The organism is Gemella cuniculi DSM 15828, from assembly GCF_000425665.1.
In the GTDB taxonomy this organism is placed as follows: Bacteria; Bacillota; Bacilli; order Staphylococcales; family Gemellaceae; genus Gemella; species Gemella cuniculi.
In genome coordinates this window covers 14651-40325 of sequence record NZ_AUDW01000011.1, presented here as the reverse complement: position 1 = coordinate 40325, position 25675 = coordinate 14651, and the positions used below count along the sequence as shown (strand labels likewise).

Here is a 25675-nt window from a genome sequence, read left to right as displayed (position 1 = left end):
GGAGGACAATATGGATTATATTGTTAAAATAGCTTCAGGCTTTACAGGTTTATTCGATGAAGGTGCAAAAACCTTCGTAAGTTGGGTAGGAGGAATCGTACCGAAAGTATTATTACTTCTTGTTTTTATGAATGCTTTAGTTGCCTTTATAGGACCACACAGAGTAGAAAAATTTGCTAGAGTTTGTTCTAAAAATGTTATTTTGGCCTATGGTATTTTACCATTTATTTCAGCGTTTATGTTAGCAAATCCTATGGCATTATCAATGGGTAAATTTTTACCAGAACGTATGAAACCAAGTTATTATGCTTCAGCATCTTATCATTGTCATACTAATAGTGGTATTTTCCCACATATCAATGTAGGTGAAATTTTTATCTATTTAGGAATTGCTAATGGTATTACACAATTAGGATTGGATGTTACACAATTAGCCTTAAGATACTTACTTGTTGGATTGGTAATGAACTTCTTTGCAGGATGGGTTACAGATTTTACAACAAAGATGGTTATGAAACAACAAGGAATTGAGTTAAGTAATAAATTAAAAGTTCAAGATTAGGAGATATAAAAAATGACATACGGAACAATTAAAATTCAAAAAGGTAGTGGTGGTTTCGGTGGGCCTTTAATAGTTACTCCAAAACCAGGTAAAGATAAAATTTTATATATTACAGGTGGTGGTGCTGAACCTGAAATCGTAGAAAAAATTGTTAAATTAACAGGAGCTACACCAGTTAATGGTTTTAAAACATCAGTTCCTGATGAAGAAATCTTTTTAGCAATCATTGATTGTGGAGGAACTTTGCGCTGTGGAATTTATCCACAAAAAAGAATTCCAACTGTAAATATTATGCCAGTTGGACCTAGTGGACCACTTGCAAAATTTATCAAAGAAGATATTTATGTTTCAGCGGTAGGATTAGATCAAATTTCTGCAGCAGAAGGAAGTGAAAGCGTAGAAGTTGTAGCTGATGAAACAAAAGAGGAACCAAAACGTGAATTTAAATATAGTGCTGATAAAAAGGTTTCTCAAAGTCTAGCAGAAAATTCAAAATCGTCTGTTATTCAAAAAATAGGTATGGGTGCTGGGAAGGTAGTTCATACTTTATATCAAGCAGCAAGAGATGCAGTGCAATCTATGATTACAACAATTTTACCATTTATGGCATTTGTTGCAATGTTAATTGGTATTATTCAAGGATCTGGATTTGGTAACTGGTTTGCAAAATTATTAACACCCCTTGCAGGAAATATTTTTGGCTTAATAGTTTTAGGATTTGTTTGTTCTATTCCATTGTTATCAGCTCTACTTGGACCTGGTGCCGTTATTGCACAAATTATCGGAACATTAATTGGGGTAGAAATTGGAAAAGGAAATATTCCACCGCAATTAGCATTGCCAGCATTATTTGCAATTAATACTCAATGTGCTTGTGATTTTATTCCTGTAGGGTTAGGTCTTGCTGAAGCAGAACCAGAAACTGTAGAAGTTGGTGTAGTTTCAGTACTATATTCAAGATTTATAATTGGGGTACCTAGGGTTATTGTAGCATGGCTAGCTAGTTTTGGAATGTACTCATAAAATTTATAGAAAGCGAGTTATTCGCTTTCTACATTTACGACATAGTCGACCGAAAAAAATTCTAGGAATATATTCCTAAATAAGATGCAAAGGAACGATATTATGATTATTTATGAAAATATAGTAAAAAGTAAAGGAAATCTAGTTGGAGAATTTGGTGATGGAATGTTTATTTTATTTGGTGATAATGCACCAGATATGTTGAAAGATTATTGCTATGGTATAGATGTAATTCCAACTAATGCTAACATAGAAGTTGGTCAAATTTTAACAGTTGATGGTGAAAAATTTGAAATACTTGGAGTTGGAGATGTAGCAGAAAAAAATTTAGTAGACTTAGGGCATTTAACAGTACATTTTTCTGGTGATTTAGAAAATTTATTGCCAGGAGCAATAGTTGTAGAAAATAAAAGTTGTCCAAAAATAGATATAAATACAAGAATAACTATAGAAAAATAGGAGGGAAAATATAATGAGTTGGTTAAATTTGACAGGTAAAACAGTAATAGTAACCGGAGGTGCTTCAGGAATAGGGGCAGCAGTGGTGGAAGAATTTTTAAACCAAGGTTGTAAAGTAGTAGTTAGTGACTTGTCAGAAAAAGAATCAAATAATGAAAATTTATTGTACGTAAAATGCGATGTAACTAAGAGAACCGATGTGAAAAGTGTAGTAGAAAAAACTCTAGAAAAATTTGGAACAGTAGATATTTTGGTTAACAATGCTGGTATAAATGTTCCGAGACTTTTAGTTGATAAAAAAGACCCAGAAGGTAAATACGAATTTAGTGATGAAATATACGATAGAATTATGGACATTAATGTCAAAGGATTATTTATTTTTTCACAAGAAGTTGGACGAATAATGGTGAAAAATGGTAATGGGGTAATTGTTAATATGTCTTCAGAATCTGGTTTAGAAGGTTCAGAAGGACAAAGTATTTATGCAGCCAGTAAAAATGCGGTAAATTCTCTAACGCGTTCATGGGCAAAAGAATTAGGAAAATTAGGAGTAAGAGTAGTAGGAGTAGCACCTGGCATTTTAGAAGCAACAGGACTTAGAACATTAGCTTATGAAGAAGCACTAGCATATACTCGTGGTGTTACGGTAGAAAAAATTCGTGAAGGATATACTAGTACTAAAACAACTCCGCTAGGTCGTGATGGAAAATTATCAGAAGTAGCAGATTTAGTAGCATACATAGCAAGTGATAGAGCAAGTTACGTTCACGGTGTTACATATAATGTAGCTGGTGGAAAAACAAGAGGGTAATAAAAAAAATATGGGTTACAAATCGAAAAAGTAGAATTCGAGAGTAACTCTATTTTTATATTTTTTAAAGAATCTAAAAATAATGAACTTATAAGAAGCGTTTGCAAAGAAGTTATTTTTAAATTATAATTAGAATATTGGAAAAAGAATCTTTATTCTGATTAAAGTAAATAAATGTGATTTTAAAGGAGAATAAAATGAAAATAGAAGCGGTGTTATTTGATATGGATGGATTAATGGTTGACACGGAAAGTTTGGCTACAAAAGCGTTTATAAAATCTGCCAAAGAGCAAGGATATAACATGTCAGAAGAAGAAACTTTTAAAGTTTTAGGTTTTACAAAAGCAAGTATATATTTATTTTGGGAAGAATATTTTAAAAATTCAAAAATTGATGGAAGAAAACTTGTAGACGATCATTATGAATATATAGAAAAAGTATTATTTTCGACTGGACCAGATAAAATGCCATTTGTAGAAGAGTTATTGAAATATTTAAAAGAAAATAACTATAAAATTGCTGTAGCTTCTTCATCAGACTTAGATCATATAGAAAATAATTTAGAAAAAACAAATCTTAAGCAATATATTGATAAAATTGCTAGTGGAGCAGAAGTGGAAAATGGGAAACCTGCCCCAGATGTTTTTCTTCTAGCAGCTCATCGATTAGGAATAGATGCGAAAAATTGTTTGGTATTAGAAGACTCTAAAGCAGGGATAAGAGCAGCAAAAGCAGCAGGTGCAACTGCTTTTATGGTTCCAGATATGGTTAAGATAGATGATGAGTGTTTGAAAACAGCGGATAGAATAGTGGAAAACTTAGGAGAGGTAATAAAAATATTGGAGGAAGAAAATGAATAAGATTTTATTAGATAGTGCAGATATAAAAAAAGCTAGTGATATAGAAAAATACTATAAAATAGCAGGAATAACAACTAATCCAACAATATTATCAAAAATAGATATTTCGTTAGATGAAAAATTAAAAGAAATAAAAGATTTTACGTTTGGCAAGTACGAAGTTCATATACAGACTACCGAAAATTGTGTAGAAGGAATTCTAGAAGAAGCAAAAGTTTTAAAAGATTACTTTGGTGAAAAATTTTTCATAAAAATACCTGTAACAAAAGAAGGATTAGAAGCAATCAAATTATGTGATGAAGCTGGGATAAATGTCACGGCTACTGCGGTATTATCTTCAATGCAAGCATTAGCAGCAGCAAAAAATGGAGCAAAATACGTAGCACCATACATAAATAGAATGGAGAATGTAGGGCAAGATGCAGAAGAGGCTATTATAGAAATAAGAGAATTGTTAAAAGAATATAAAACTGAAATATTAGCAGCAAGTTTTAAAAATGTAAAACAATTAAGAAATATTTTACTTTGTGGAGCAGAAGCAGCAACTGTTGCACCTGAAATATTAGAGGCAAGTATATGGCATCCATATACTGACAAATCAGTTAATGACTTTGAAAAGGACTGGAAAAATAAGTTTGGAAATAACAAAATTATAAGTGCAATATGAAGAATTCAATAAGAAAGTAGATAAAAAAACAAGAAATTTTTTAATATAATTTAAAAATATTAAAAAAGGTTGCGAGTTTTATTTTTTGTGATAAAATTGAATTATGAAGATAATAAAACAAAAAATTGCGAGAGAGCTAAGTTTTGTAATAGTTCTACATAGTTAGGAGGATATTAATATGAAATTAGTAGTATTTAATTTAAGAGAAGATGAAAAGAGTGCGTTAAAAAACTGGATAGCAAATCATCCTGAAATTGATGTGGATGCTTATTCAGAAGAACTAAATATTTCTAACAAGCATTTATTAGAAGGAAAAGATGGAGTAGTTCTTGCCCAGAATAAGCCTTTTGAAAGTGAAGTATATGAATATGCTAAGGGGCAAGGTATAAAAGTTTTTGCAACTCGTTCAGCAGGATTTGATATTTACGATTTAGAGTTGATGAAAAAATTAGATATTAAAATGACTAATGTTCCATCGTATTCTCCTAATGCAATAGCTGAACATGTATTAACATCAGCACTTCGTATTAGTAGAAATACTAATAAAATTCAAAGAAGTATTGAAAATCATAATTTTACTTGGAATCCTGGGATTTTATCACGAGAATTAAGAACTTTAACAGTTGGGGTAATCGGGACTGGAAGAATAGGAACTCAAGCAGCAAGATTATTTAAAGCACTAGGTGCTAAAGTTATTGGTTATGATATCTATCAGAATGAAGCGGCAAAAGAAGTTTTAATTTATGTTGATAATTTAGATGAACTTATTTCTTCATCAGATATAATCACAATCCATATGCCAGCAATAAAAGAATACAATCATATGGTAAATGATGAATTTTTGTCAAAAATGAAAGATAACTCTATACTACTGAATGCAGCAAGAGGTATGTTAGTTGATACTCGTGCTTTACTTCGTGCTTTAGATAGTGGAAAACTATTAGGAGCAGGATTAGATGTTTATGAAAATGAGAGTAAGTATGTACCTAAAAATTTTGAAGGAAAAGAATTTGATGATGAACTTTTGCAAATATTAATAGATAGAGATGATGTAATTTATACACCACATACAGCGTTCTATACAGAGACTGCAATTCAAAACTTAGTAGAAGGTGGTTTAGATTCTGCAGTAGAAGTAATAAAAACAGGTGCATCAGACAATATTGTAAATTAAAGTAAAAGGGAAGAGTATAAATTTTTATACTCTTCCCTTTTTTTAAAATCGAATTTTATAAAGTGTTATTTTAAGTGAAAAAGAAAGTAAGTTTCATGTATAATACAATAATAAAAAACCAAGTAAAGTTTTTTTACTTGGTTCTAGGATAGAAGTAAGATAAGACATCTACCTTACTTTTATTATGTGTTATTTTCCTTCTTTTAATAAATCACGGATTTCTTTAAGAAGTTCTTCTTTAGAATCAACTTCTGGAGCTGCTTCTTCAGTTTCTTCTTGTTTAGACATTTTGTCTTTAGCACTATTAATACCTTTAACAAATATAAAGATAGCGATAGCCGTAATTAAGAAATCAATAATAATTTGGATAAAGTTACCGTATTTAATACCATTCCAAGCGATATCACTAAAATTAGGTTTAGCTGGGAAAAGAAGGGCGATAAGTGGCATCATAATGTCAGTTACTAATGAACTAACGATTTTTCCAAAAGCTGCCCCCATAATTACCCCAATAGCAAGATCTAATACGTTACCTTTAAAGGCAAATTTTTTGAATTCATTTAACATAATATTTTTTCTCCTTTATAAAAAATTAAAATTACATCCCTACATATATTATAAAAAATCAATATAAAATGCAAATGATATGCATACTTTTTTATAAAAAATATTATAATTATTTATTTCCTCCTAGTACTTTGTCTTTAACTAATAAAACTTTAAGTAAAAGTTAAGCTTTTTTCTTTCTGTACTTTGAGCAACAAAGTCATTAGATATTAATTTAATCAATTGTGAATATACCTTACTATTAAATATATATTCTTGAGTATATTTATGCATGCTAGCATTATTTTTAAATTTTTCCAATTTTTATAAAAACACTTTTGTTATTTAAAATATAAGATAGTTAAAAAATAAGGAGAGGGTGAAAGATGAAAGAAAATAAGAAGAGATAACAAGTTTAAACCACTTTTTATAGAATTATGATTTTTAAGTGGATTGATTTAAATATTAGATTCTTTTTGTATATACTTAAGTAATCTTATGAAATAACAATTATACCTATTTGATTTGCTAGTAAAATTATGCAATGTTAAAAAATAAAACCCTACAGTAAATTATTTTACTGTAGGGTTTTATTAATAATTTTATATTAGATTATCTTTATCTTTTTGATTCTCTTTTTTAAAAAATTTGTTTAGAAGTTTTGAAGCTTTTGCTTTATTTTCTTCAACTTTTTCTGCCATATCTTCAACTTTTTTGTCAGTATTTTTTTTGAAACCTGTTACATTATTTTTCATATTGTCGACTGAACTTTGAAGATTATTGATAGATGTTGCTAAGCCTTCTGCTGAATTAAATAAAGGATCTAATTTTTCCGATTTTACTTGAATATCTTCTGCGAGAATATTCGTATTTTGAAGCAGAATATTTGTTTCAACCATGATAGGTTCAAGATGTCCTTCAACTTTTTTTATAGTTTCGTTTAAATCTTTTGCAAGGTCTAGTGCCTCTTCTGCCATATCAGTAACATCTTCAATACATTCAGTGGCAGATGTAACAGATTTTCTGACAGTACCTAAAGTTCTAGCTGCACTAATGCAAACAATAAGAACACCCAACCCTGATAGAAAAATTCCAGCATAAGCTAAAACAAGCCAATTAATATCTAGCATTTACATTCCCTCCTTGAGTTACTACATTAATTATATTTTAAGATAGAATTAATTACAACTGTTTGGTTGATTTTTTTTCTAAAAACTTATGACAAATTTTATTAATATTGCCAGCACCCATGAATAAATAAACGCTATTATTAAAATTAAGTTTATCAAAATCTTCTTCACCACGAATAATATCTGAATTAGGGGTTACTTTTTGTAAATCTTCAATTCCAACAATTTTCTCTTTTTCGCGAACAGAAGAAAAAATAGGAGAAAGGAATACTTTATCGGCAGTTAACAAACTTTCAGAAAATTCATTCAAGAATTTTGCTGTTCTACTGTAAGTATGTGGTTGAAAAATAGCGACTATTTGCTTGTCAGGATATTTCCTACGTGCACTATTAATTGTTGCTTTTATTTCACTAGGATGGTGTGCATAATCATCTACTACTACATTATCATCTATTTTATGTTCACTAAATCTTCTTTCAGCAGGTTTATATAAATCAAGAGATTTTTGAATTTCTTCTATATTTATATTATTAATATCGGCAATAGCGATTGCTGAAGTGGCGTTTGCTATATCATGAAGTCCAAAAATTGCCATTTTAAATGTTGCAAAGTATTTTGAATCTTTATAGATATCAAAAGTGCTATATTCAGAAGAAGTAGTTAAGTTTTTTATTTGGTAATAATTTCCATCGTTAAAACCGTAAGTAATTACTTTAGCGGTTGTAGGTTTTAATTTAGATGCAAGTCGATCATCCCCACAAACAACTACCGTGTCTTTAACTTGATTTACAAAACTTTGAAATGCATCAAACATATCATTTTCATCATTAAAATAGTCAGGGTGATCAAAATCAATATTTGTTACGATTGCATAGTCGGGATGGTATGCTAAAAAGTGACGATAATACTCGCATGCTTCGGCAATAACATAATCAGAATTTTTTTCTCCATGACCTGTTCCATCACCAATAAGGAATGATGTAACAAAATTATGTTTGAAAATATTACTAACCATTGTGGTTGTTGTAGTTTTTCCATGTGCACCAGTAACAGCGATAGATGGTGTATCACTTAAAAGTTTCCCTAGAAATTGTGCGTATGTATAAATTTTTAAACCTAGTTCTTTGGCACGAATGCATTCAACATGTGTTTCATCAAAGGCATTTCCCAAAATAATTTCGTATCCTTCTTTAATATTTTCTGCACTGTAGTAAAAAATAGGAATATTTCTTTGATCTAATTTTTCTTGTGTAAAAAAGTAGGTAGTTTCATCAGAACCTTGGACAACATGTCCCATGTCATAAACTATTTGAGCAAGAGAGCTCATTCCAGATCCCTTAATACCTATAAAATGATAATTACTCATTATTATTCTCCTAAAAATTTCGTTGATTCAAATAAAAAATTAATAAAAAATTGACTTTTAAAAATTTTTATAAGCACTACAATTCTACCTTAAAATAGAAAAAAATTCAACTGTTTACACTCTAAACGCAGGTGTAATAAATAAAAATATTAATGATATTTTTTTAAAGTTAGTAAAAAAATACATTATTTTATAAGTACATAAACAGGATTAAAGAATTTAAATTTTCTTTAATCCTGTGTGAGTTTGAAATTTTAGAATTTTTTGCTACATCGTGAACTAAATAATATTATAGTGCCAAGATGTATTAATAAATGTTTAATTTAATTAGAAATTAACGTTTATTTTTTCTTGTTAGCAGAAGCAAGCCGCTTAAAGCAAGAACAAATGCACCAGCAATAGCTGTATTGTAATTTTGCAAACCAGTTTTGCTTAATATTTTTTGTGAAGTAACATCATTAGACGTTTTATTATTTTGAATACTTGCTAATGAATTTCCTGGTGTTTGTGTTTGATGAGTTCGAGCTGTTTCATCCTGAGATTTTCCTTGAGAAGAATTTTGTTTTCCTTTGTTACTATTTTCTGGATTTTTCTCAGAAGGAGTTTTTTGTTTTTTAATTTTACTATTAGAAACAATGGCAAATTTACTAAAATGATTTATTTCAAATTTTAAAACATTTCCTTCTACTTTGGAATTTATAAGTTCTAACTCACCGGTTTCTTTTATGTGATAAACAGAAACATCTTTTTCATCAGATTGAAGAACTATTGCAACAGTACGTTTTGCATTTGAATTAACAACTTTATTATTTTTATCAACAAGTTTAAGATCTAAAACTCTGACTTTATTGGTTGAAGGTAATTCTAACTTATCTAAGATATCCTTGATAAGATTGTTGTCTTTTACTTCTGTGGTTTCAAGTTTAGCAGCAGGTGTTTTGGTTTGGAATTCAACTTTAACACCATTTTTCAAATCTTCAAAAATTTGTTGTGCTATTGGTTTGTCATTATTATTGTTTCCAGGTTTGTTTTGATTATCATCCTTTGGAGGTGTTTGCTTGTCAGTATCATTAGAATTGTTTTTGTTATTTTGATATTCTGTTAAGGCAGTTCCAAGTTCTACAATAGCTTTTTTTATTTCCTCAATAGATTTTGAATGTTCATATGTTTCTTTAGCTTTTTTTACAGCTGTTTTAAATTTGTTTAATGCTTTTTGATTGATTTTAGGATTTTTACTATCATCAGCAATTAAAATGTCAGCAGCTTGAAGTGGTATGTATAAATCTAATTTAGCTGACTCTAATGCTTTATCTTTTTCTGAAGGATTTTCAGGTTTTTTTGGTGTATTTGGATTTTTTGGATTAGGAGTATTAGCTGATGGTAAGCCTTTAACTGCATTATTTAATGATTCTAATAACTCTTTTCGTTTATCTGTTATATTCCTAGTTGTTTTTGCTTTTTCGATAAATTCATTAGTTGCCTCGATAGCTTTTTTAACTGGTTCTTTTTGTGCATCCGTAAGGTTATTAGCTTTTAATCTGTCATTAGCGATTTTAACGGCATCTTCTAATGCAGAGGTGTTATATCTAAGTAAAGTGTAGTAATTTTGAACGTCTTCAAATAATTTTTCTATTTCAGAAGATTTTGGATTATTGTGTACGAGTTCTTCTAATCTATCAATTTTTTCTTGTAAATATTTTTCTACTCTATTTAGGCTTTCTTTACTATAATTGTTTCCTTTTTTGTCACTCTTGAAGTTGGCTTCAGCTTCTGCATTAGCAGTTCTAAGTCTTATTAATAAATCATATTGCAGTTGAATGCTGCGAAGTTCATTGAATGCAGTGGTAATTTCTTTTTCTGTAGCATTATTATTTTTTAAAACACTCTGTGCTACGTTAACTTTTTCGTTAAATTTATTCACAATGGTCATATCTTTCGGTATTCTAGCCGACTCAAATATTCTAGTCCAACTTTCATAATACTTACTAGTTGTAGCTTTAAATAGTTTTTGAAGTTCTTCTTTGTCTACATTATTTTGATTATCTTCATTATTCGGATAAGATAATGATAGAATTGCAGCATTTGAGTGTGCATTATTACCAAAAATAGTGCTACTTGCATAAGTATTAACTTTCATGGTGTTAGGTTTTCCAGTTACTGGAATTCTAACTTTAGTAGGATATTCGTAAGTTTTTGTTTGTCCATCATATGTAATATCTACATTACTTTTGCTTAATACTTCTACGTTTTCTACTTCAGTATTACCGTCAAAGGTAGTTAGTTTACTTAATACAGCAACAGGTTTGTTATTATTGTACATAGGTTGAAGAGAAAGTTCGATATAGCTTTTACCATTTTCTGTAATGTAATAAGCATCTTTAAGTACGGAATTTGCTATAGAAAGTTGATCGGAATTTATTTTTTTCAATTCTGCTCCTATTTTTACTCTATTGTCTTCGGGGCGATTGTTATCTGGCTCATTAGGTTTTTCATCTGGACTTGGTTTGGGAGTAGGAGGTGTTTGAGAATTATCCTCTCTATCTTTTGATTTATTAAAGGTTTCTATAGCAGCACTTAATTTTTCAAATGCTTTTTTTATTTCTTCGGCACCAGCATTATCTTTATTAGCGATTTTTCTGGCTTCTGCCATTTCGTTTTTTAGTGCATAGAATGCTTCCTCAGTTTTATTTCCGATAGTAATAGCTTCTGCTTCTTTTATTTTATTTTGTAAATCTTCCTTACTAATCACTTTATCCTCTTTAGGAGGTACTTTAGACAAATCCTTAATGGCAAAGTTTAACTGCTCTGTATAATAGTCAGTAAGATTAGTATTGACTTGGTCATCAGTTCCATGAGAATCAGGAGTAAGTTTAGTATGTTCAATATATTTCTTTATTTTATCAATAAGTTTTTGAAGTCGTAGCTTAGCCTCTTCATTATTACTTCCTTCGGCAAGTTTTTTCTCTGCTTTTTTAACCTCCGCTTCAAGTTTTGTTGTATCTATTCTTAGGTAATCACTAAGTCCTTGAAGTTGACCGGTTAATTGATCTATAGTTTTATAAACTATAATTTCTTTAGTTATTCCATGTTCATCAGTAGATGCTTCTTTAGTTCCTTCAATATCGCTATTATCAAGTTTTTTAATTTTATCTTCAAGTTTATCTAATCTAGATTTCACATCGATTTTACTTTCTTTAGTATAGTCGGTGTTGTTTTTCCAGAAGTTTTCATAAGTATCTTTAGCAGCTTGAAGTGCTTGGTATAAATTAGAAAGTGCATCAAGTTTACTTGATTCCTCTAACAATTGATTAGTAAGCTTTTCTACTTCATCTTTTTCTAGATTATCTTTAGAAAGCAGGGTATTAGCTTTTGTAGTTAATTGGTTAAGGTTTGTTTTTAGGTTGTCTGGAATATTTTTATAATTTTCTTTTATTTGTTTAGATTCTATATAGTTAAGTCGTTTTTTCAATTGTTCTTTTAGTGGATCTTTTTTAGTTTCACTTTCAGATTTATTATTGTAGTCAAGGAGAAGATCACTAGTAAATGAAGATTTATTATTAGCAAGACTATATTCGTCAGCAATTTCCAAATCTACAGCAATATCTTTTTTATCTTTATCAACTAATAGTTTCACTTTTTTATAGTATGTAAAAGAAGTTGAATTAATATTACCTTGTTCTTTTTCTAATATTTCAGGAGTAGAAAGAACACCAGATTTATTATAATCGAACTTAGTAACAGCCTTACTGATGTTACCAGCATTATTTCGGATAACTTTAAATGTAATAGTTAGCTCATTTTTATCTCCTTTATTAACAACACTAATGTTTTGTATTAAATCAGAAAGCTGACCCCCATATGAACTTAATGGATTAGTAGTACCACGGTCAACTAATTTTCCACTAATATTATATGCTTTGGAATTTTCTTCTTTTTTATTTGATTTATCAGCAGGAACTTGTTCTCCTTTATCACCATTTGTTTTTATCAAATTATTAATGCTATCACGTAGCTGTTTAACAAGCTCAGGAGTATCGTTAATTTGAGGATGATATTCTTTGTTTTGTTTAATCCAATCTTTGGCGTGTCTAAGTGCTGTAGAAAATTTTTCCCAAGTAAGAGGTGTATATTCACTTTCTATTTTTGTGTCACCTATTTTTATTAATCTTTCCAAAGCACTAGTATTATATTTTAAATATGTAACATTTGCATTATCAAATTCTTTAATAAGTTGGACAAGTTCTCTTAGATTTTTTCCATTTTTTAATTTTGGAATACTTTGAATATACTCTTTAAATTTCCTAATACTTTCTTCAGTGTAAATATCTGGAGAATAAAGGTTAAATGATTCTAAGAATTTCGCCACTTTTATATCTAAAATTTCTCTTAATGTGGCAATATTTTCTGCTTCATGAATAGGAGGAGTAAGTTCATAAAGTTTATCATAACTTGCATCAGGATTTCGTTTTAACTCTTCTAATTTTGTAACAGCTTCACTAACTTTTGCTCTTTGTGAAAAATCAGAAAGTGTATCAAGGGTATTCTCTTTAGTAAGTAGCCACTCGTTTACTTGTCTACCTCGATTAATCCATTTTTGAATTTTTTCTTCCAAATTTTTTCTATAATTCGGAATGCCATTGCCATCTTTATCTGGTTTAGGTACAAGTTTTGAGTAGTCAATATCTAATGCGAAAGGACCAGTTTCCTTTTTGTTACCATTTTTGTCAAGGTATGTCATGTTTGTAACGACTAACTGCTCAGCTTTTAGTTCACCTGGAACATTAAATGCAACTTGTGTTTGATTTTGAGAAGATGGACCTAAATTAACCTTAGGTGTTATCCCAGAAATATTATTTACTGTAAATGAAGTGATTTTACTAATTTTATCAGAATTTGCAACTAAATTAACTTCAATATCTTGACCTTGTTTGTAAATGCCAACTAATTTATCTTTGAATAATTCTTTAATTTCTTCTTTTGGCTCTCCAACTGCTTTTTTATAAAAGTCTTGATGGCCATCGCCGCCACTTCTTACCATAGTTGGTGTAGTGAAATTAGAAGTTGTATAGAAACCATCTTTTTTTAAAGATCTCCCTACTTCAAAATTATAAAGTTGTGAATAATAGTTTAAAGTATTTATTGCATTTCGTGCAGTTTTTTCTGTATAAGAGTTGGCATCTAATTTTACTTTTGCAGCTGCTGCTTCACTCCACATATTATACCAAGGAGTTGTGTCAATAACATCGTCTGGTATAGAATGGTTTTCAAAACTAACGTGATAATAAGGGAATTTGGATGTTTTATGTAAATAAGATGTCCCTAAGTATCTGTTTGTTAAGTTTTTATCATTGAATACCTTATCGATAATTGATCTTAACTCTGCTTTTGTCTGTTCGCTAGCAGCTTGATCCCCAAAGTCAGCTTTAGCGATATTTTGTCCATTGGAAGTAGTTGGCCAAGCTTGTGCAGTAACTGCCCCTATAGTCATAGCGAAAGCGACACTCATGCTAGATTTTAATATTTTTTTTGTTTTCATTTTGTTCTCCTTTATAATATATATTTTTTTTGTTTAAGAAATTTTTTATAATAAGAATAAAAAAATAATATGGAGATTAATTTCGTTTCCAAATTATAAAAAACCTTTTAAATAGCTTTTTTAAGTTTAATCAACATTTATAATATATCATAAAAACGATTTAAATGAAAGAGATTATCAATATCTTTTAGAGATTTTTATATATAGATAAAATAAAAATTTAAAATTTAAAAAAATTATATTTGTTATTTTTAATTTTTATAGAAATTTTTAGGTACAATAAAAAAGCAATATAAAAAGAGAGGTGGGAAGTTTGCTAAGTAAATACAGAAAGATTATAATTAAAAAATGTATATTTTAAATTGAAATTTTTGAAATATATTTAGCTTATCATTTAACTTAAGATATACTGTGAATATTTATTGAAATAAATTTACTATTAAATATCAATATAGTATAATTTAGTTGATAAAATTAATGTAGGAGATGAAAATGGCAAAATTTTATGCAGTAAAATCTGGAAAAAAAACTGGAATATTTTTAACATGGGATGAATGTAAAGAGCAAGTTTCAGGATATAAAGGTGCAATTTACAAAAGTTTTAAAACAAAGGAAGAAGCGGAAAATTATTTAGAAGATAAGGAGAAAATAGTAGATAATATTACGGAAGTGGAGGGAATTTATGCTTATATAGATGGAAGTTTTGATAGAAAGACAGGTGTTTATGGTTCAGGAGTAGTTATTGTTGATAAATTTGGTAAACATGAGTATAAGCATGCAGGTAATAAAGTAGAATATGCTCAACTTCACAATGTGGCAGGAGAATTAGAAGCGGCAAAGTTCGTAATGTGGTATGCAGTTGACAAAAAAATTTCTGAGATAACTTTATTTTATGATTATCAAGGGATAGAAGCTTGGGCAACAGGAGAGTGGAGGGCTAACTTGGAATACACCAAGGAATACGCACAATTTGCAAAAAAAGTTTCATCAAGGGTTAAGGTGAATTTTGTAAAAGTAAAAGCTCATACTGGTGTAGAGCTAAATGAGCTTGTCGATAATTTGGCAAAAAAGGTTATAGAAGAATTTAAACAGAAAAATTTGTAAAAAGTATTTTGTAAATAATATAGATTAAATTTTTAAGATTTTTTATTCAATAAAAAATAGATTCAGTGGTAAATGCTAAAAAGGATAGTTTTTCTATCTTTTTTATTTTGTATTAAATATATTATTTTTATTTATGGTATAATTAGGTAATATTGCATTGGAAAGTAGGTGAATTTATGAAAGAAAAGATAAGTAATAAAGTAATTATAAAAAAAATATTAGAGCTTGTATATAAAGATAGGGTAAGAATATTTATTGCCTTAATTGCCTCTGTGGTATCTTATTATCTTACACTATATCCAACGGATAGACTTAATATAATAGTTGATGGAATATCTAGTGGGAAAATTAATTTTGATGATGTTGTTTCTGAAATTACAAAAATTATTTTTGCTGGAGTCCTTCTTTATATAGTCTATTATTTTAAAGAATATTATACTTTTATTGGTCATGACAAGATTATAAAAGATATTACTTACAATCTTCAATATGATATTTATAGACATACCCCGGTATTTTTTAATAAATTTAGTATAGGAGAAGTTATTAGCCGATCTACCAATGATATTACTAATTACATAGCTCCATTTTTTGGATATGGATTATTACTTATTTTTGATGGAATTATCTATAATATTTTTATAAGTGTTCTTATTTTTAATAAATCAAATTGGAGTTATTTGTTATTAATTCATGTTCCTCTGATAGTTCAAGCTATCTATTTAATTAGTAGAAGAGAAATTCAGGAAAAATATTATAATGAAATGGCTGCTACTATGGATAAGATTACTGAGGAAACATTAGAGAATGTCAAGGGGATCAGAGTTATAAGAACTTACGGGTTATTACAAAAGGTTAGAACTAGTTTTATTGCAAAGTTAAGAAAATATTCACACAGTAATGCTGAGTACATGAAAAAAATTTTACTTTATCAACCACTCAATACCGTTTCTGTCGCAATTAGTTATGTTATTGCAGTAGGTTATGGTTTCTATCTTATTAATTTAGGAGCAATGACATTGGGAGAACTTGTTGCAGTTTGTGTTGTGGTTGGTATGTTACAGTGGCCGTATATTGCAATATCAGAACTTGTTGTTATGATGATTGAAGTCAAGGAAGCAACGAAGAGAGTGATAGAAATTTCAGGTAAAAATCCTGAAGTTAATAATGAAAAAGCAAAATATATTTTTGAGTTTAATGATGGTATTAGGTTTGAAGATTTTAATTTTTCTTATGATGAAAATGAAGTTCTGAAAAATATAACTTTTACTATTCATAAAGGAGAGACGATTGGTATCGTAGGGAAAACTGGTTGTGGAAAGACGACTTTAGTAAAACAGTTGCTGAGATTATATCCTATTCGTGAGAAAACTTTGTTTTTTGATGGAAGAGGTATTGAAGAATATTTCGATTATTCGGTAAGAGAAAAGATAGGTTATGCACCACAAGAATATCAACTTTTTTCAAAAACAGTAAAGGAAAACATTTTATTTTATCGAGAAAATCTTGAAGAAAGATTGGAAAGCGCACTAGTGCTCGCTGATGTGAAAAAAGATATTGAAAGATTTAAGGACGGTTTGGATACGTTAGTAGGAGAAAATGGAATTTCTCTTTCAGGAGGGCAGAAACAACGTTTAGGAATTGCACGTGCTATTTTGTCGAATCCAGAAATATTGATTCTTGATGATAGCTTGAGTGCAGTAGATGCTAATACAGAAAAAAATATTATAGAGAATATAAAGCAGACTCGTCTTGGGAAAACAAATATTATAGTTTCACATAGAATTTCGGCATTGAGGCATGCAGATAAAATTTTGATTTTGGAAAATGGTAGTATTTTAGATATAGGAACTCATGAAGAATTATTGGGAAGATGTTCATGGTACAGTCAGTTAGATGAATATCAAAATAAGGAGGTAGAAGAAAATGAAGAATAAAAATCCATTATTGCAGTTTCTACCTTACATAAAGAACGCTAAGAAGGAATATATTTTAGGTTCTATTTATTCGGTTCTAAATGTTCTACTTGGCGTAATAGGAGTTTATGTGTTATCAAAAGTTTTTGATGGAATAGAAGGAAATGTAACACGGCAAATAGTTCTGAAGTCACTGGTAATTGCTGTAGGATATGGTTTAATACTGTTGTGTTCAGGAATTTCTAATTATCTTAGAAATGTTTATTTGGTAAAAGGAGCCAATGAAATATATGTTCGTATTCAAATGCAAGTGTACGATCATATTCAAAGCCTACCAATAAAATATTTTGATAATATGCCAGCAGGTTCTGTTGTGTCACGCGTTACAAGTGATGTAAATCAAATAAGGGTATTTTTTGTATCAACGTTTGTTCAAATTATGATAATAATTATGAAAGTTATTTTTTCTTACATCGTGTTATTTTATGTAGATTATAAATTTGGATTGTTTATGCTTATACTTTTACCAGTTATGTATATTATTTTAAAATTTTACAATAGATTAACTATTGATAGTATAAAAGGATATCGCAAAGAATTTTCTAGAAGTAATGGTATTATTAACGAAAATTATCAAAATTTAGAAATTATAAAAGCATTTAATAGAGAGAAAGAAAGTATAGAGGACTGGAATAAATACAATGTAAAACGCTATAACCACTGGAAAAAATTAAATGTTATTGATAGTTTGCTTCTCCATAATATTACTGGTGTATTTAGAGTAATAATTTTTATTGGAATTGTATATTATTATGCTTATTCAAATTTTAATAATATTTATGGTGTGACTTTAGGTATGGTTTATCTATTTATAAATTACACAACGGATATTATATATAGAATCGCTGATTTTACAATGGGAATTTCTAATTATGTTAGGGCTATTGGAGCAGCAAACAACATTCAGGAAATACTGAAATTAGATGTTGAAGCGGATATTGAAATGAATAAGATAGAAGATTTCCGAGGAAATATTGAATTTAAAGATGTATATTTTGCTTATAATGAAGATAAATATGTGTTGAAAAATTTGAGTATGTGTATAAAAGAAAATCAGACTGTTGCTTTTGTTGGACATACAGGAAGTGGAAAAAGCACGATAACGAACTTAATAGTGAAGTTTTACGAAATAAATAAGGGTGAACTTAAAATAGGCAGCAAAAACATAAGTGAATATAGCAGGGAATTTTTGAGGAGAAAGACTGCGATAGTTCTTCAAGATTCATTTTTATTTGAAGGGACACTTTTAGAAAATATTACAACAAGTGGTGATGAAGAGATTGCTAGGCAAGTGTTGTCTAGAGTAGGAGGAGATTTTATTTTAAAAACTCGTTCACTAGATTCAAAAGTAGAAGTAGGTGGAAGTAATTTTTCTACTGGAGAAAAACAATTGATATGTTTAGCGAGGGCTTTAGCTAAAAATCCTAAGATTTTGATTTTAGATGAATCAACTGCTAATGTAGATAGTGAAACCGAACAAAATGTAGGTCGTGCAATAGAAAAGATGAAACAAGGTAGAACCACCTTGATAATTGCTCATAGATTATCGACTATAAAAAATGCAGACATAATTTATGTTCTTAGCAAAGGAAAAGTAGTAGAGAGTGGAACACACGAGGAACTTTTAGAATTTAGTGGAATGTATAAAAAAATGTATGAAAATCAAATCAAGGGATAAAAAATATAGGTAGCGAGAAAATTCAACTTTTTTGCTACCTATATCTCATTTATTAAAATTATTATTTTGAATAAGAAAATTCGTATGCTAAATCAATATTTTTAAATGAAATCATTACAGCATCGTACCCAAAAGGTTTAATAAGTTCGTGGACCTCACTCGCCACTTTTTCACAAACTTCAACAGGACGAGATACCCAACTAATTTCGATATTAGCTCGATTCAATTCTTCACCGTCTAATATAGCAGTACTTTCAACTAAATCAAGGGTAAATGCTTCTCTTGGACGATCTATGATTTTTGAGATTGTATCAAAAAGCTCTTTGCTAACTTTTTTCAAATCATTTTTTTTAACCCCTCTAACAACTATTCTTGGCATAATATACCTCCCAAAATTTGAATTCGTTTTCTATAATTATAGCACATTATAAAAAAATTTTCTTGTACAAATTAATATTTTTATCTATAAGTTTACTTGAGTGAGGGAAAGGAAAACAAAAAAAATTATAACTTTTTATTATCTTTTTGCTAATCTTTTTCTAATTAAAAGGTATACTTTTGATATAACTATTGTAAAGAAAAATAGAAAATAATTAAATTATATCTGTAAATATTAAAAAATACTATGTTTTTTATCCTTGTGAAGTTTCTTATTTTTAAAGAAAAGTATTTTTTTGCTTATTTTACTTACAATTAATATGAATTACTTCAATAATATGTTATGATTAATATAGAGTGACAAACTTCAAAAAATAATAAAGGGGAAATTTTTATTAAACTTTTATATAAAAAATACTTCTCATTGAGTATTCTTACAATTATATGTATCACAATATTTTTATTTTCCAGTCAATCTGGATATGAGTCGTCACAAATATCAAATAATATCTTTATAAGAAAGTTAGGACATTTCAGTGAATATGCAGCATTAGGATTCTTTACTTTTGCATATTTATCTAATATATTTGTAAAAAATATTAAAAAGTCGGAAGTTAGTTTTACTTTGATGATGAGTTTTTTGTTTTCAGTAATGTATGCTACTAGTGATGAAATTCACCAAATATTTGTAGCAGGACGTGATGGAAATTTGAAAGACGTATTGATAGATAGTAGTGGTGCTTTTTTTGGTATTGTGATTTCAGGTATTTTATTTTACTTTTTATTTTTCAAAAAAAAGTAAAAAATATTTCAGTTTTTAGTTGTATTTTTCAATTAAAAGTTATAAAATAGTTACTTAGGGTAAATAAAAATAAAAGGAGGAGTTCTTAATGCTTAAAGCACTTGTAATAGAAGATGATAAATTTTTAGCTGCTTCATTAAAGGCTGCTATTTCCGAAAAATTTGATGCTGATATTTGTTATAATGGAATTGATGGGATAAAACTTATAGACGAAAGTGTTTATGATTTCGTAATTGCGGATAGTATTTTGCCTGGAAAAGGTGGAATAGATATTTTAGATTATATTAGAGAAGAAAAACAACAAAAAACTCCTGTAATTATTCTTACTATTGCAGAATCAACTGAAGAAAAAGCTAGGGTAATGAAACATAGAGTAACGGAGTATCTTCCACGTGTAGCAGATGCTTCTCTAATTAATATTACTATCTCTAACTTATTGCAAAGAGAAAGTAATTTAAAAGCTGAAAATGAGGTATCTTATAAAGACCTTGTTTTAGACTTGAAAAATGAGCTTGTAAAGACTAATAGTATGACACTTAATACTATTAAAGGAAAATATCTTGAGTTATTAGCATTTTTTGTTATTAATAATAATATTATTTTGGAAAAAGAAGAGATATTTGATAGAGTATGGGGTGTAGATTCTGAGACAACGATTAATGCAATAGAAGTTTATATATCTGGACTTAGAAAAGAACTAAGAAAAATTGGTTTTGATAAGAACCTTCGTACAGTTCGTGGTATAGGATACACATTTGAGTAGAATGAATATGGAATTTGATTATCCGATAGATTATTCTTTGTACTCACCTGAGGAAATATCGATTATCATAAATTTTTTGGATACGATAGAAGAGTGCTATACTAAAGGTGTTGAGTTAGAGAAGTATAAAATTAAATATAAAGAATTTAAATCAGTAGTCAGAGCAAAATCAGAAGAAAATAATCTTTATAAGAATTTTAAAGAAATTACAGGATATGATGGTTATTTGACTACAAAAGAAATGAGAACTGAAAAATCAACGATTAAGCTATAGTTATATAAATGAATGCAGAGCATATGGAAAATTTATGCTCTGCATTTTTTTATATGATCCTCTATTAATTGAAGAAAATTAATAAGGATTAAAAGTAATAGTTATTTTTCAAATTTTATTAATTCATCAAATCAAAAATTAATTTTTAAGTTTTAATTATCAGGAATTGCTTTTTATATATCCGTAATGAAACTTTGTGTTTTTTCTAATTATTCTTGTAAATCCAAATTTTTCAAAAATATCGTCTTTGTAATGAGCTTTTATAATAATTTTTTTCTTGGCTACTCTTTTAGCTTCTTTAACTAGTTCAGCTGTCAATGCACTTTTTGTTGCAAGTTTTTCAAGTCCTGAAAGATTTTTAGATTCACTTATGTTATGAGAAAACATTGGATCAAAATATATGATATCAAAACTATTTTCTGTGCAATGTTTTAGGTATTCTAAGTTATTGACACAAATTGTCTTTATGTTTCTCATTGCTTGAGTGATTTTTTCGTTTTCAGAAACATAACTTTTTAACCCATTCGATACTATTAAATGAATAATTTTATTTTCCTCAAGAGCTATAACATTATGTCCATGGTAACTCATTATTGTACTATCTCCCGCAAGTCCCATAGTAGCATCAAGAATATATTGATTTTTTTCTTCTATTATATTTATTAAAGGTTCGTTATCAAAATTTTTAATTTTTAAAGTTGCGGTATTAGGATGGAAAAATAATTCTTCATCTCCTTCGTAATAACTGATTTTGTTTTTATAAATTACCAAAAGTCCAGTGTAAACTTTCAAAATTTCTTTAATAGTTTTTTTCTCTCTTTTAATAAAAGGTAATGCTAGTTTTTTTGAAACTTTTTGTGCATAATCTATAAAATAGTCATTAGTTTTAACGCTAGTTGTTATTGCTATATTTTTCATTAATTATTCGTACCTTTTCTTCTGTAATTAAAATATCAACACTTTTATCGTGAGCAAAAGTTGGAAGATTTTTTTGCAGTAATTTTTCATAGGATAATCCTATACTAATTTTGTAATTATTTTTATCAAAGTATTTATCGTAATACCCTTTTCCATATCCAAGTCGGTAACCATTTTTATCAAAAACGATGCTAGGAGTAATGACTAAATCTATACTTCCTTTATAAAAATCATTTTTTTTAGGTTCCAAAATTCCAAAGTTTCCAATTGAAAGTTCTTCCCAAGAAGAAATTTTTACCAATTCCATGTCATTATCGACTATTTTGGGAACGAAAATTTTTTTCTTGTTAATATATTTTTTTATAAAATTCTCTGTTGTTATTTCACTACCGAAGTTGATATAAATAAAAATACTTTGTGCAGTTTTAAAAAAAATATTTCTCTCAAGTATTTTAAAAATATTTTTTTCAGCAGATAATGTATAGTTTTTATTTAGATTATTTCGTTGTTCTAAAAAATATTTTCTAAGTTCTTTTTTCACTTTTTCACCTCAAATTAATTATACCATAAAGTAATAGTAAAAAAACTAGATAAAATTTCTTGAAGTGTATGACTTTATATGGTACACTTAAAGAGATAAGTGTATGGTTCAAGGTGGTACATTAGAAAGGAGGAAAAACTATGTTTAAGATAGATAACGCATTACAAAAACCAATATATAAACAAGTAATTGATGAAACTAAAAATTTAATTGCTAAAGGAATGTTAAAAGAAAATGATAAAATGCCATCTGTGAGAGAATTTGCCAAGATGTTAAATGTCAATATAAGTACAATTCAAAAAGCATATCAAGAGCTAGAAAAAGAAAGAATTATAATAACAATTGTGGGGAAGGGGACATTTATTACTGATAATTTTGATATGATAAAACCAAATTATGAATTGATAGACAGTTTATTAGAAGAATTAGTGAGAGAAGCAAAAATTCGAGGACTTACTAAAAGAGAATTAGTAGAAAAAATAAATGAGGCATTTAAATAAAGGAGCAACTGTGGAAAAAATAGAAAATATAAAATTAGAGTATATTTTAAGGAGAATTTTATTAGAGTGGAAATTTTTAGGTTTATCAAAAGAAAAACTTGAAGAAAAAATTTCTTCTAAATATGAGGAGGGAAATTCAGATGAAACTAGTAGTAAAAAATATTAGTAAGCAATTTGGAAAAACTAAAGTATTAAACAATATTAATTTTGAACTAGCAACAGGGGAGATAGTTTCTTTAATTGGAAGAAATGGAAGTGGGAAAACAACACTGCTCAACCTAATTTCAGGTATTTATAGTTTAGAAAATGGAAGTATTGAAATAAATCAAAAAGATATAGAAAAAAATAATTTAAAAGAGTTATTAATTTATATTCCGGATAAACTGGATTACTTTAGAAATTCTAAAATAAAAAATTTTATAAAATATTATAAGTTAGCTTATTCAAAATTTGACTTGACTTACTTAATGGGAGAATTAAAAAGAAACGATATAGAAATAAATAAAAAAATATCGGAACTTTCAAAGGGGCAGTCAATTATTTTTGGCGTAATTTTGGGTCTAGCATGTCGAACCAAGTTTTTATTATTAGATGAGCCATTAGATGGAATTGATGTGATAAATATTAAATTAATAATTAATTATATAATAGAAGCACAAGAAAATGGAATTGGTGTTTTGGTAAGTAGTCATCAACTAAACTATATAGAAAATATAAGTAATAAAATTATTTATCTTGATAAAGAAGGAGAAAATACGAGGAAAGTTGATAAAAACAAGTACAGTAAATATCAAATAGTTTATGAAAAAGAAATTCCTAAGTGGCTAATAAGTAATAGCAAGATAAAAGTTCTCAGCAACATAGGACGTGTATATGTAATAATTGCTGATGAAAGTTTTAAAGAAATGGATGGATTAATAGAAGAAAGCGGCGCTCTTCAATATGACAGATTACCAGTGATGTTGGAAGATATATTTTTAATAAATGATAAGGGGGATAAAAATTATGAGTAAAGATATTTTAAAAATTGCTCAAATATATATTAGAAGATATTTTGTTTTAATTATTATTTTATTAGTAGGCTTTTCTGTCCTTACAGCAACTAATACTTCTTTAAGATTAACTCAGTTAAAAAGTGGAGTGGCAAGTTATGAGTTTGAGAAAAATATTGGTAGTTTAAAGCGTATAGAATTATCAAAAGTTACAGATTTAGACGAGGTAAATAAACAAGAAACAGAGCTGTATAGACAAAAAGAAACCTATTTAAAGAATTATAATGAAAAGCTAACAGTAGAAAAATTAAATGAGATTAAACATAGATATGCAGTTGGAGTTTATTTAAAAGAACATACAGAGCTTCAAGGGAATATTTTTTATTCAAAAAATGATGATTCCAATTATTTTAGTAATGATAAAACTGAAAGATATTACAAATACCTAACAGAAGAAGAAAAGAAAAATGTAGAAAAATATAAACATATAAGAAAATTATCTCCTGGAAGTAAAGAGTATATTGATAGTCGAGCAGAGATTGAAAAAATATACCCAACAACTTTTAATCAATATAATCCAAAATTATTTGCTTTTATTTTTGAGAATGTCGAAAAAGACAGAATAGAGGTAAAGGAAACTTTTTTTAATGCATTAGCTAGTGGGTACTACTATATTTTTATAACATTAATAGCCTTACTTATTTTTGGGTTAGAGTATCATATTAATTTTGGTAAATTTGTAGCTAGTCTACCGTTTAAAAAAGAGAAAATATACTTTGCAAAATTTATTTTAGCAACATTAATTCTTTTTATTGCATATATCTTGACTGGAGTTGTTAATCTTATTGTTGTAAAAGGAAGTATTTTAGGAAATATTTATGATGTAGTAAATGTTTTTACCGCATACACAAAAATATTTTATTTAGGATTTGGTTTAATATTGTTAGGCGCTATATTTTCTTCTTTTTGTGGAAGTGTCATTAGTATGGGGCTTATGTATATTCCTACTTTAACATTTTACACATATCCAATAGCTATAATAGAAGCGTTAGCAGAGGTGATTTTTGATAAAGGAGTATTTTTTCAAAGTCCTAATTTTTACAGACCAAATTTAATTCCGTTAACATACTTTTTTACATATACGGAGAATAAATATATTCTGATATGGTTGATAATTATTTTAGTATTAATGTTAGTAATGAGTAAAGTGTACAAAATTCATAATATAGAAGAAGAGGGGAAATTTTTTACATTTAAAAAAATAAATGGGGTTATGTACATTATATTCCTATTTGGTCTAGTAGCATTTAAAATGATTTTCTTAGTAAAAGTATTTCTAATTAATAAAGTAATTTCAATAATATTGATTTTAATTTTTTGTCCTATCTTATTGTGAAAATTATCAAATATAAAACTAAGGTTATAGAATTACAATATGAATTTTAATGAAGTAGAATGAAAAATTCTAATGAGATAAATATTTTGTGAAATATAAACTAAAACTGATTTTCAAAAAATTTATCTTTGAATATTCATTCTACTTTGTTTTTGATAGTAATACATAAAATAATTTAAAAGTTAAGTGGTGTATAAATAAGAGATTTAAAATAAAAAA

General features: G+C 28.0%; 24 protein-coding genes. 17 read left to right on the top strand and 7 right to left on the bottom strand.

Going from position 1 to position 25675, the window contains the following annotated elements:
- Positions 1-10 precede the first annotated feature (10 nt).
- From srlA to H612_RS0101705, 7 genes are all read left to right on the top strand, one after another.
- On the top strand, positions 11-562 hold the full coding sequence (srlA, locus tag H612_RS0101735; protein ID WP_027129897.1) for a PTS glucitol/sorbitol transporter subunit IIC: 552 nt from the start codon (positions 11-13) through the stop codon (positions 560-562).
- A 12-nt stretch (positions 563-574) separates the two neighbouring features.
- Complete coding sequence (gene srlE / locus H612_RS0101730) at positions 575-1585, top strand: PTS glucitol/sorbitol transporter subunit IIB (RefSeq protein ID WP_027129896.1); 1011 nt, start codon at positions 575-577, stop codon at positions 1583-1585.
- Between the two features lie 102 nt (positions 1586-1687).
- The gene (locus H612_RS0101725) at positions 1688-2044 is read left to right on the top strand and encodes a PTS glucitol/sorbitol transporter subunit IIA (RefSeq protein WP_027129895.1); all 357 of its coding nucleotides are present in this window, start codon (positions 1688-1690) and stop codon (positions 2042-2044) included.
- Positions 2045-2057: 13 nt separating this feature from the next.
- Positions 2058-2855, top strand: coding sequence for an SDR family oxidoreductase (locus H612_RS0101720; protein ID WP_027129894.1), 798 nt, complete (start codon positions 2058-2060; stop codon positions 2853-2855).
- A 197-nt stretch (positions 2856-3052) separates the two neighbouring features.
- A complete protein-coding gene (locus H612_RS0101715; RefSeq protein WP_027129893.1) occupies positions 3053-3715 on the top strand; it encodes an HAD family hydrolase in 663 nt (220 codons plus the stop codon).
- On the top strand, positions 3708-4382 hold the full coding sequence (locus tag H612_RS0101710; RefSeq protein ID WP_027129892.1) for a transaldolase family protein: 675 nt from the start codon (positions 3708-3710) through the stop codon (positions 4380-4382). Before H612_RS0101715 ends, H612_RS0101710 begins: the two co-directional genes overlap by 8 nt.
- A gap of 178 nt (positions 4383-4560) precedes the next feature.
- The gene (locus tag H612_RS0101705; RefSeq protein ID WP_027129891.1) at positions 4561-5556 is read left to right on the top strand and encodes a D-2-hydroxyacid dehydrogenase; all 996 of its coding nucleotides are present in this window, start codon (positions 4561-4563) and stop codon (positions 5554-5556) included.
- A 189-nt stretch (positions 5557-5745) separates the two neighbouring features.
- Here H612_RS0101705 and mscL read toward each other — a convergent pair whose 3' ends face one another.
- The 4 genes from mscL to H612_RS0101685 all read right to left on the bottom strand — a co-directional run bounded on the left by mscL (position 5746) and on the right by H612_RS0101685 (position 14134).
- The gene (gene mscL, locus H612_RS0101700; RefSeq protein WP_027129890.1) at positions 5746-6123 is read right to left on the bottom strand and encodes a large conductance mechanosensitive channel protein MscL; all 378 of its coding nucleotides are present in this window, start codon (positions 6121-6123) and stop codon (positions 5746-5748) included.
- 581 nt (positions 6124-6704) lie between these two features.
- Positions 6705-7232, bottom strand: coding sequence for a DUF948 domain-containing protein (locus H612_RS0101695; RefSeq protein WP_027129889.1), 528 nt, complete (start codon positions 7230-7232; stop codon positions 6705-6707).
- Between the two features lie 52 nt (positions 7233-7284).
- Positions 7285-8598 carry a UDP-N-acetylmuramate--L-alanine ligase gene (gene murC, locus H612_RS0101690; protein ID WP_035500137.1) on the bottom strand — a complete coding sequence of 438 codons (1314 nt, stop codon included), beginning with the start codon at positions 8596-8598 and terminating at the stop codon, positions 7285-7287.
- Between the two features lie 334 nt (positions 8599-8932).
- Positions 8933-14134 carry a hypothetical protein gene (locus tag H612_RS0101685; protein ID WP_027129887.1) on the bottom strand — a complete coding sequence of 1734 codons (5202 nt, stop codon included), beginning with the start codon at positions 14132-14134 and terminating at the stop codon, positions 8933-8935.
- A gap of 492 nt (positions 14135-14626) precedes the next feature.
- On the opposite strand from H612_RS0101685, the gene H612_RS0101680 reads away from it, so the two are divergent.
- The 3 genes from H612_RS0101680 to H612_RS0101670 all read left to right on the top strand — a co-directional run bounded on the left by H612_RS0101680 (position 14627) and on the right by H612_RS0101670 (position 18892).
- Positions 14627-15238, top strand: a complete 612-nt coding sequence (locus H612_RS0101680) for a ribonuclease H1 domain-containing protein (RefSeq protein ID WP_027129886.1) — start codon at positions 14627-14629, stop codon at positions 15236-15238.
- A gap of 176 nt (positions 15239-15414) precedes the next feature.
- Positions 15415-17175 (top strand): ABC transporter ATP-binding protein, encoded by a 1761-nt coding sequence (locus H612_RS0101675; RefSeq protein WP_027129885.1) that lies wholly within the window; start codon positions 15415-15417, stop codon positions 17173-17175.
- The gene (locus tag H612_RS0101670; protein ID WP_027129884.1) at positions 17165-18892 is read left to right on the top strand and encodes an ABC transporter ATP-binding protein; all 1728 of its coding nucleotides are present in this window, start codon (positions 17165-17167) and stop codon (positions 18890-18892) included. Before H612_RS0101675 ends, H612_RS0101670 begins: the two co-directional genes overlap by 11 nt.
- A gap of 61 nt (positions 18893-18953) precedes the next feature.
- Here the strand turns inward: H612_RS0101670 and H612_RS0101665 are convergent, their stop codons facing one another.
- Positions 18954-19271: a DUF1904 family protein gene (locus H612_RS0101665; protein WP_027129883.1), complete on the bottom strand. Its 318-nt coding sequence runs from the start codon at positions 19269-19271 to the stop codon at positions 18954-18956.
- A gap of 423 nt (positions 19272-19694) precedes the next feature.
- On the opposite strand from H612_RS0101665, the gene H612_RS0101660 reads away from it, so the two are divergent.
- The 3 genes from H612_RS0101660 (at position 19695) to H612_RS0101650 (ending at position 21109) form a co-directional block, all read left to right on the top strand.
- A complete protein-coding gene (locus H612_RS0101660; protein ID WP_245570432.1) occupies positions 19695-20072 on the top strand; it encodes a VanZ family protein in 378 nt (125 codons plus the stop codon).
- A gap of 88 nt (positions 20073-20160) precedes the next feature.
- Positions 20161-20835, top strand: coding sequence for a response regulator transcription factor (locus H612_RS0101655; protein ID WP_027129881.1), 675 nt, complete (start codon positions 20161-20163; stop codon positions 20833-20835).
- A gap of 7 nt (positions 20836-20842) precedes the next feature.
- Positions 20843-21109, top strand: coding sequence for a UPF0223 family protein (locus H612_RS0101650; protein ID WP_027129880.1), 267 nt, complete (start codon positions 20843-20845; stop codon positions 21107-21109).
- A gap of 159 nt (positions 21110-21268) precedes the next feature.
- Here H612_RS0101650 and H612_RS0101645 read toward each other — a convergent pair whose 3' ends face one another.
- Complete coding sequence (locus tag H612_RS0101645) at positions 21269-22027, bottom strand: class I SAM-dependent methyltransferase (protein ID WP_027129879.1); 759 nt, start codon at positions 22025-22027, stop codon at positions 21269-21271.
- On the bottom strand, positions 22002-22568 hold the full coding sequence (locus H612_RS0101640; RefSeq protein WP_027129878.1) for a 5-formyltetrahydrofolate cyclo-ligase: 567 nt from the start codon (positions 22566-22568) through the stop codon (positions 22002-22004). The genes H612_RS0101645 and H612_RS0101640 overlap by 26 nt, the downstream gene beginning before the upstream one ends.
- A gap of 140 nt (positions 22569-22708) precedes the next feature.
- Between H612_RS0101640 and H612_RS0101635 the strand changes: the two genes are divergently transcribed.
- Genes H612_RS0101635 through H612_RS0101620 form a run of 4 tightly spaced genes read left to right on the top strand, consistent with a single transcriptional unit; the run spans position 22709 to position 25456 of the window.
- Positions 22709-23068 (top strand): GntR family transcriptional regulator, encoded by a 360-nt coding sequence (locus H612_RS0101635; protein ID WP_027129877.1) that lies wholly within the window; start codon positions 22709-22711, stop codon positions 23066-23068.
- Positions 23069-23078: 10 nt separating this feature from the next.
- Entirely contained in the window at positions 23079-23234 is a 156-nt protein-coding gene (locus H612_RS08905) for a hypothetical protein (RefSeq protein ID WP_169515550.1), read from the top strand.
- Complete coding sequence (locus H612_RS0101625) at positions 23209-24081, top strand: ATP-binding cassette domain-containing protein (protein WP_027129876.1); 873 nt, start codon at positions 23209-23211, stop codon at positions 24079-24081. The genes H612_RS08905 and H612_RS0101625 overlap by 26 nt, the downstream gene beginning before the upstream one ends.
- A complete protein-coding gene (locus H612_RS0101620; RefSeq protein WP_027129875.1) occupies positions 24074-25456 on the top strand; it encodes an ABC-2 family transporter permease in 1383 nt (460 codons plus the stop codon). Before H612_RS0101625 ends, H612_RS0101620 begins: the two co-directional genes overlap by 8 nt.
- The last annotated feature ends 219 nt before the right edge of the window (positions 25457-25675 follow it).

Bases quoted from the DNA above. Each gene is read 5' to 3' on its own strand.
- srlA (WP_027129897.1), top strand. From the start codon at position 11: ATGGATTATATTGTTAAAATAGCTTCAGGCTTTACAGGTTTATTCGAT.
- srlE (WP_027129896.1), top strand. From the start codon at position 575: ATGACATACGGAACAATTAAAATTCAAAAAGGTAGTGGTGGTTTCGGT.
- H612_RS0101725 (WP_027129895.1), top strand. From the start codon at position 1,688: ATGATTATTTATGAAAATATAGTAAAAAGTAAAGGAAATCTAGTTGGA.
- H612_RS0101720 (WP_027129894.1), top strand. From the start codon at position 2,058: ATGAGTTGGTTAAATTTGACAGGTAAAACAGTAATAGTAACCGGAGGT.
- H612_RS0101715 (WP_027129893.1), top strand. From the start codon at position 3,053: ATGAAAATAGAAGCGGTGTTATTTGATATGGATGGATTAATGGTTGAC.
- H612_RS0101710 (WP_027129892.1), top strand. From the start codon at position 3,708: ATGAATAAGATTTTATTAGATAGTGCAGATATAAAAAAAGCTAGTGAT.
- H612_RS0101705 (WP_027129891.1), top strand. From the start codon at position 4,561: ATGAAATTAGTAGTATTTAATTTAAGAGAAGATGAAAAGAGTGCGTTA.
- mscL (WP_027129890.1), bottom strand. From the start codon at position 6,123: ATGTTAAATGAATTCAAAAAATTTGCCTTTAAAGGTAACGTATTAGAT.
- H612_RS0101695 (WP_027129889.1), bottom strand. From the start codon at position 7,232: ATGCTAGATATTAATTGGCTTGTTTTAGCTTATGCTGGAATTTTTCTA.
- murC (WP_035500137.1), bottom strand. From the start codon at position 8,598: ATGAGTAATTATCATTTTATAGGTATTAAGGGATCTGGAATGAGCTCT.
- H612_RS0101685 (WP_027129887.1), bottom strand. From the start codon at position 14,134: ATGAAAACAAAAAAAATATTAAAATCTAGCATGAGTGTCGCTTTCGCT.
- H612_RS0101680 (WP_027129886.1), top strand. From the start codon at position 14,627: ATGGCAAAATTTTATGCAGTAAAATCTGGAAAAAAAACTGGAATATTT.
- H612_RS0101675 (WP_027129885.1), top strand. From the start codon at position 15,415: ATGAAAGAAAAGATAAGTAATAAAGTAATTATAAAAAAAATATTAGAG.
- H612_RS0101670 (WP_027129884.1), top strand. From the start codon at position 17,165: ATGAAGAATAAAAATCCATTATTGCAGTTTCTACCTTACATAAAGAAC.
- H612_RS0101665 (WP_027129883.1), bottom strand. From the start codon at position 19,271: ATGCCAAGAATAGTTGTTAGAGGGGTTAAAAAAAATGATTTGAAAAAA.
- H612_RS0101655 (WP_027129881.1), top strand. From the start codon at position 20,161: ATGCTTAAAGCACTTGTAATAGAAGATGATAAATTTTTAGCTGCTTCA.
- H612_RS0101650 (WP_027129880.1), top strand. From the start codon at position 20,843: ATGGAATTTGATTATCCGATAGATTATTCTTTGTACTCACCTGAGGAA.
- H612_RS0101645 (WP_027129879.1), bottom strand. From the start codon at position 22,027: ATGAAAAATATAGCAATAACAACTAGCGTTAAAACTAATGACTATTTT.
- H612_RS0101635 (WP_027129877.1), top strand. From the start codon at position 22,709: ATGTTTAAGATAGATAACGCATTACAAAAACCAATATATAAACAAGTA.
- H612_RS0101625 (WP_027129876.1), top strand. From the start codon at position 23,209: ATGAAACTAGTAGTAAAAAATATTAGTAAGCAATTTGGAAAAACTAAA.
- H612_RS0101620 (WP_027129875.1), top strand. From the start codon at position 24,074: ATGAGTAAAGATATTTTAAAAATTGCTCAAATATATATTAGAAGATAT.